This is a genomic window from Photobacterium proteolyticum (assembly GCF_001939735.1).
Lineage (GTDB): Bacteria > Pseudomonadota > Gammaproteobacteria > Enterobacterales > Vibrionaceae > Photobacterium > Photobacterium proteolyticum.
Window position 1 is genome coordinate 1 of record NZ_MJIL01000028.1, and the last position, 6,010, is coordinate 6,010.

The window sequence follows — 6,010 nt, forward strand, 5'->3', positions numbered from 1 at the left end:
CGCCAGCCCACTTCTGATTCGGTGCATCAGCAGTAAAATCTTGTTCCAGAAGGTTAGGCGCAACGGGTAAGGAATGCTTACTATCTGTTGTGACCTTAAATTTACGCGCAGCTTTTGCAACCAGGCTCTGCCTTTTCATGCTGTCTGATATCGTCTTGAGGTTGTGCTTGTTCCCTTGCTCTGCCAGTTCTACCTGGATACGTCTTGCACCATCACGGCCTTTGCTAGCTTCGAACGCCTTTTTGACCGTTATGTCACGCAGCGTACGTGCTCTATCTCGTTGACTAATTTCATGACGATGCTTTAGCCAGTAGTAAAACCCACTACGCGATACAGCAAGAACCTTGGCCATTCTCATTACGGAGAACTGCTCAAGGTGCACTTGCATGAACTCAAAGCTCGCTATTTTAGATGCTTCGCGAAGTAGGTGGCGGCTTTTTTTACTATTTCAAGCTCCTCCGCTTGCTCGGCGAGAAGGCGCTTCAGACGAGCGTTTTCGGCTGCAAGGTCAGCCTCGCGTTCACTGGCGGAGTCCTTCCTTGCGTTCTTACGCCAGCCGTATATTTGGGAAGCATGTAGATTGAGTTGTCGTGCTGCCTCTGGAACCGATGTTCTTTCAGCAAGCTTAAGCGCCTGTTCCTTAAACTCTTCGGTGTGCTTAATACGTGTTTTAGTGTTTGTCATTGTTTACCTCGTTAAGTGATTTTACTCGCTTAACTCGGTGTCTAAAACTGCTGGTTCAGATCATGACTTCTTTTTTGTTCAATGCCTGAGTTAGAAAATTCATTTCAACCTATCTCGATAAGGGCGGGACTAGCATAAACCAATACAATCAAAAAATACCACTACAAAAAGGTTAGTAAACTCTTGTATGGCTTGAATAAATATCAATACGTAAATACTTATGCTGTTGTATCTTAAGTATATAATTTATTGAACATAATCTGAAGTAATACTGCAATTATATTCAGTTTTAGTAGCTACTGGTACTATGTGTTTAGTTGCTATCAGGCGAAAAAGGTACTTGTTGAGTAATAGAAAAGTTTGAATGGTAGAAAGCAGCAGAATGGTTGTTAAACATAAGCTCAAGTGCTTCTTTTTTAGCAATAAATACACATTGTACATTGTTTGTGGCTCTTGTTGTAAGCAGGCTTCGTAATGAATATGTTAAAGAGCATGATAAAGGTGCCAGACAATCACAGTTATAAAACCAGAGTAACCTTGGTCTAGTGCCATCTTCAATGGCGTGGAGAAAGCTCATATTTTCGAGACTTGTTAACGCTTCTACTGGATTATCATAAAGGCTAAAATCAAGGTACTGCACATCAACGCCTACCTTTCTTGCAACTTCTGATGTCTCTTCAATAAACCCATCTTTCAGCAAGTAACTATCAGCCGACATAATCAGAAAATTCATATCCCAAGCATACTCAACAAGCTGCTTAGCCGTAATTGTCATCGGAGGAAATGGGCGTTCGTTAATCTGTGGAGACAAAACATTATTCCTAAAGAGTTTACTATAGCTATTGTTAAATATAGCCTTTTCATAGGTGCTGGCATCATAGAATTGATTTTGTATATCAATAACTTCTGGCCTTTGTTATTTGATTTACGTAAATCTGTACAGTAATAGTACGATGATTAAGTTCGAAATAGAATATGATTAACAGCTATAAATCATCACATTTTACGGCTGAATCGTGCCTTAAAATCAACAACATACCGACTAATTCTTGCTGTTGGCGCATAAGCGATCCATTAATGATCATAAGGGTTGATAGTATATATGTTAGCTTATCTCTATCGACAGTATGTTAACACACTGTTTAATAATGAAAAAATATATTAGTAGCGATCTAATTTTCAGGCGTACATAAAACGTTGATACAATCTGGTCTGCGATTAGACCAAGTAGCTATCCAATGTTTAAGCTGTAATACATCTAATCTGATACAAACGTGTTTATGTTCAGCTCTGTGCCAGTAGTTTTCTCTGGTACGGTTTTGCCCCATACCGACTTAACGTAATTACTCCGTGGCAGATCTCGCCACTGAAATTACTGTACTTTTCCTTATGGCTGGCTGTCCTGAGGTCGTGCTCGAAAACTCCCAAAAACTGGCACTTTTTAACATTTAACCCTCTATATCAAACCTGCATAATGATTCAATTGAATGGCTGTCCAGTGTAACTGAAGCAGATCAATTTGTTATGTGCGTTGCTGAAGCCTAGCGACATGACGCTTATACTTTTTCTCACGCCAGCACCACATTGCGTAACTTACGGGGATAGCACCAATCGAGGCCCAAAAACCACTCATTAATACATCGGTAGTTTGCATCCACCCCCAAGCAGTCTCTGATATAAACAACGGATCAATACTTCGACCTATCATCACGCCTAAAACTCCAGAAAATGCTGTACGGGCAGTAAATCTGAGGCTCCCTTTTTCCCTCTCTAACTTCCACTTGGAAAACTCGATATCTGAGTCTTTCATTATCCCCTCCATAAGATATTTTGACTGGTAAATTGGTGACCATTTAGTCCAACGAATAGCATCGTTGCATTGGCTGAGCCTATAAGCCAGTCGTTAGTTTTAAGTTCATATGTGTTAGAGGCAATATCGTGGAAGATAAAAGCGTTATTACATAACCCTGAGGGTTTTACGACGATTTTTCGTTCTTTTAGCTTCGCCTTAAATCCTCGCGTTATCAAGTATTCTAGTAAATTTTTAATGAAATAATTCCTTTATAATCATGAGAATAGCCGACTAATTTATCGCACTTCAGCGTATGCAAATTGTGACACTACATACAAATTCAAGAGTAGGTAACTAAAACGGACTTTAAGGTGCATAGAGTTGCGTTTTTATCGCATAGTTAAAAACAGAAAGGAAAGAATGTGATGAACGAACTTGTCCAGTTCCTTTCATCTCAGCCACAACATGAAGTGCTGGCTGATCGCTTTTTGAGATACTAAAACTAATATCTTGGGTAGATTCCGTCCTAAGAGGCTGGCTCGCCTTTGTCCAGCTTCGTGCCAGCCTCTTCATCTGGCACGGTTCTGCCCCTTTTCATGTTAGCGCAAAAGCTCATACACAAGCTGTTAATGTGATTTTGCCATATCTGAGGTTATGGGTTTAGTTTGCTGAAAACATGTATAAATAAGGCTCTGTTTGTACTTCTTTGTTGTCAACATTTAGTCAAGCATATTATTTAATCTGATTTTCTTAAGAGGGCGATTACTTTACGATTTTCTTCATTATTGTTTCCTAAATCTTTTTTCTCTAATTTGTCGGCTATTAAATACACGATCAATAAAGCGACTAGTAGTTCAAATGCTCGAAGGGTAATATCCACAAACCCGAAATCATTACCATATTTACCGATGTACAGTTGATAGGGAACAAGAATTCCCATCATGGCGTCAGCATGAATGTTTCTTTTTTCTGGGTCAGGATGGTTGCACCAACGAAGCAGAAGAAATACCAATGAAAATGACAATAAAGAGAACGTTAATAAGTTAACTTGGGTTCCTGCATAAACCATAGAGCACACCATGGCGGTACAGCAACCTCCGACTTGAGTTAATAAACGGTTTCTTGCTTGCTTCTTCATCAATCTATGCGATGGCTGTAATATTGATGTGAGTACTGGGACTAATACAAACGTGGCTGATGTCACTTCATTGGTCATCAAGAAGGCAAGTCCCCCACCTACCAGAATCAACATTTTTAATCGGTCTGCTCCTGTTACTGGTAATGGAGTTATCACTGGTATTGCAGGTCTTGCTTTAATTGGCATTACATGATTTACAAAGCTGGCAACCATACATACACATAACATACTGAACACCATATCACGAAAGAATTCCGGTACTCTCATGTGGAGTTCAGCACTTATTGAATAGGTATTGATAAAGATGATTATGAACAACGGCATGATTGCCCTTTTAGCTTTTATGCTGTTATCGACTAGTTTTCGGATGTGATCGAAGTAGATAACGCTTAAAGTCCAAATAATAAAAGGGTGGCTACTAAATAATTGGTTAATTAGAATAGCCCCAAATGCTGTTAGTAATGTTGGAAGCAATCGTTGCATCATGACCCAAATGTGTTTTGAGTAACATGTGGTTGCAATAACAATGCTGTATATCACCATGAACACGCCAACATTAAGATGTAACGCTTTACTCAAGACTAGACATATCGAAATAATCAGTGTTTTCCGAAAAACTTCGTACATCAGTAAATAAACCTTAACCAACTAAGAATGTTCATCCAAACATCAGATACGCATCCCTGTCCACGTATCATGACGCTAGCTCGGCTACCTGCGATAAGTGTGGGATTTGATTTATTGGGTATCACTCGAACGCGTATTTTTTGTTGAGGACGAATCCAACGAGTTTCCTCCGCTACGTTCCCTAGTTGGCCTCCTTTCGTGATACCTGAGTCAATAGCCTGATCAATAGCAATGATTTTTCCTGTATAAACCTGATTAGGAACAGCATCGTAAACAATGTTAACTTCTTTATTGATAGTTAAGGAATTTAACCCCTTTTCGGTAAAATCCACTTCGATCCATTGTACACCCTTAACTAAATGGATGACCGGCATAGAGAGCGAAGCATACATGCCTTTAGAAGAAGTGAGGTTTGTTACAATGCCTGAGTTTTTAGCTCTGATCTGGGTTCGCTCCAAATTCAATTTCGCCATATTCAGATCTGATTGAGCCGATAAGACATAGGCTTGGGCTATTTCTTTATCAGCAATTGCATTATCCAAAACCTCTTTACTGACTAGGGAACGACTGCTTAATTTCTTAACTCGGTTGTAATGTAGACTGGCTTCAGTCAATTTATTTTTAGCTTGAAGTAGAAGGGCTTCTGTCTTGTCTTTAGCGATTTGGTATTGTTTTGGCTCGATCCTGAATAGTAGATCTCCTTTATGAACCATTTCTCCTTCTTCTACATAAATATCCTCAATATATCCGCTTACCTCGGGGAACACACCAACAGAAGTTGTCTTGACAGTTGCTTGGGTTGTAAACGGTAGTACATTGTCTGTGATGATCAAAAACAGACTGAACCCTAAAGCAACACTGAGTGTAATTGTTGTTATTAAGGCATAGATATCACGCTTCATCGTCGCCTCTCTCTAGTGATTTGATTAACTCTTGAGTTTCTTCGTCATAAAGAATTTTTGTGTATTTCTTAGCCTCCGCACAACCAAGAATGGTGATGATAGCTCTCGTGCGAGTTTTTGGATCTCCCCACCAATTGAACAAGGTACTGCGCCCAAAACCGCTCATTCGAGTGACCTCATTAATCTTTACATTATGTCGCTTAGCAAAATCGTTCAATGTCATCAGTCTTTATTATGGATTAAATTTGCTTAATTAGTCTTTATGATAGACTTTGTTGTTAAGTTATGTCAATGCGTTATTGTTAATTGTGTTTTTTAGTAGAAAGTTAGCGCACTTTTTTCTGAGGGCAGATAACGCTACTTATGTGATTAATGGTGCCGCTTCGCTCTGTATGATGGCTACGACTGGTGAGTGCTCAACCGATACTTAGTTTTTCAGAAACCAATATCGAACAGATGAACAAAAGAACTAATGCTTTTGTGCTCATAGCGCGGGCTCTGGGGAATCCCCACAAATTCATGAGAAATTTCTTGCTATTAGGATTACTAGATCTATTGGTTTTTCTGAGCCATCGCTTTGATTGTTCGAAGGTTAGTGTTGCAATTTGGGTGCACGCATCTTGTTTCTAATCTTCTATGTTTGTGATGAAACCAAGAGGTTTTCAGGTAAACTACGTACTTACTTATTGATCTAACAATGGATTTTGTGGGGGTTCCTGAGGCGCGGGCTTTATTGTGTGGATAGCAGATGTCATGAGTTAGTCCTGCCTGAATATTTTTGAGGTATGTAGTGGTTTAATGATCCCGGACACCAAATTAGGTGGTAAAGTCTCCACCGTAAATGAGGTGTTCAATGACAAAACGACA

5 protein-coding genes and 1 pseudogene are annotated in these 6,010 nt (G+C 39.5%); all 6 read right to left on the reverse strand.

All coding sequences use genetic code 11. The annotated features are described in order from the left end of the window. Positions 1-684, reverse strand: a pseudogene (locus BIT28_RS29890) (transposase); the annotation flags it as partial. A gap of 313 nt (positions 685-997) precedes the next feature. Then, positions 998-1,495 carry a hypothetical protein gene (locus BIT28_RS00345; RefSeq protein ID WP_245823619.1) on the reverse strand — a complete coding sequence of 166 codons (498 nt, stop codon included), beginning with the start codon at positions 1,493-1,495 and terminating at the stop codon, positions 998-1,000. A gap of 711 nt (positions 1,496-2,206) precedes the next feature. Beyond that, positions 2,207-2,494, reverse strand: coding sequence for a hypothetical protein (locus BIT28_RS00350; protein ID WP_075761655.1), 288 nt, complete (start codon positions 2,492-2,494; stop codon positions 2,207-2,209). A 718-nt stretch (positions 2,495-3,212) separates the two neighbouring features. Further along, positions 3,213-4,241: a DUF2955 domain-containing protein gene (locus BIT28_RS00360; RefSeq protein ID WP_075761657.1), complete on the reverse strand. Its 1,029-nt coding sequence runs from the start codon at positions 4,239-4,241 to the stop codon at positions 3,213-3,215. Next, entirely contained in the window at positions 4,241-5,143 is a 903-nt protein-coding gene (locus BIT28_RS00365; protein ID WP_075761658.1) for an HlyD family secretion protein, read from the reverse strand. The genes BIT28_RS00360 and BIT28_RS00365 overlap by 1 nt, the downstream gene beginning before the upstream one ends. Further along, a complete protein-coding gene (locus BIT28_RS00370) occupies positions 5,133-5,309 on the reverse strand; it encodes a hypothetical protein (protein ID WP_245823620.1) in 177 nt (58 codons plus the stop codon). The genes BIT28_RS00365 and BIT28_RS00370 overlap by 11 nt, the downstream gene beginning before the upstream one ends. Positions 5,310-6,010: the final 701 nt, after the last annotated feature.

Coding starts and splice junctions, on each gene's coding strand:
- BIT28_RS00360 (WP_075761657.1), bottom strand. CDS start 4,241: ATGTACGAAGTTTTTCGGAAAACACTGATTATTTCGATATGTCTAGTC.
- BIT28_RS00350 (WP_075761655.1), bottom strand. CDS start 2,494: ATGAAAGACTCAGATATCGAGTTTTCCAAGTGGAAGTTAGAGAGGGAA.
- BIT28_RS00365 (WP_075761658.1), bottom strand. CDS start 5,143: ATGAAGCGTGATATCTATGCCTTAATAACAACAATTACACTCAGTGTT.
- BIT28_RS00370 (WP_245823620.1), bottom strand. CDS start 5,309: ATGAGCGGTTTTGGGCGCAGTACCTTGTTCAATTGGTGGGGAGATCCA.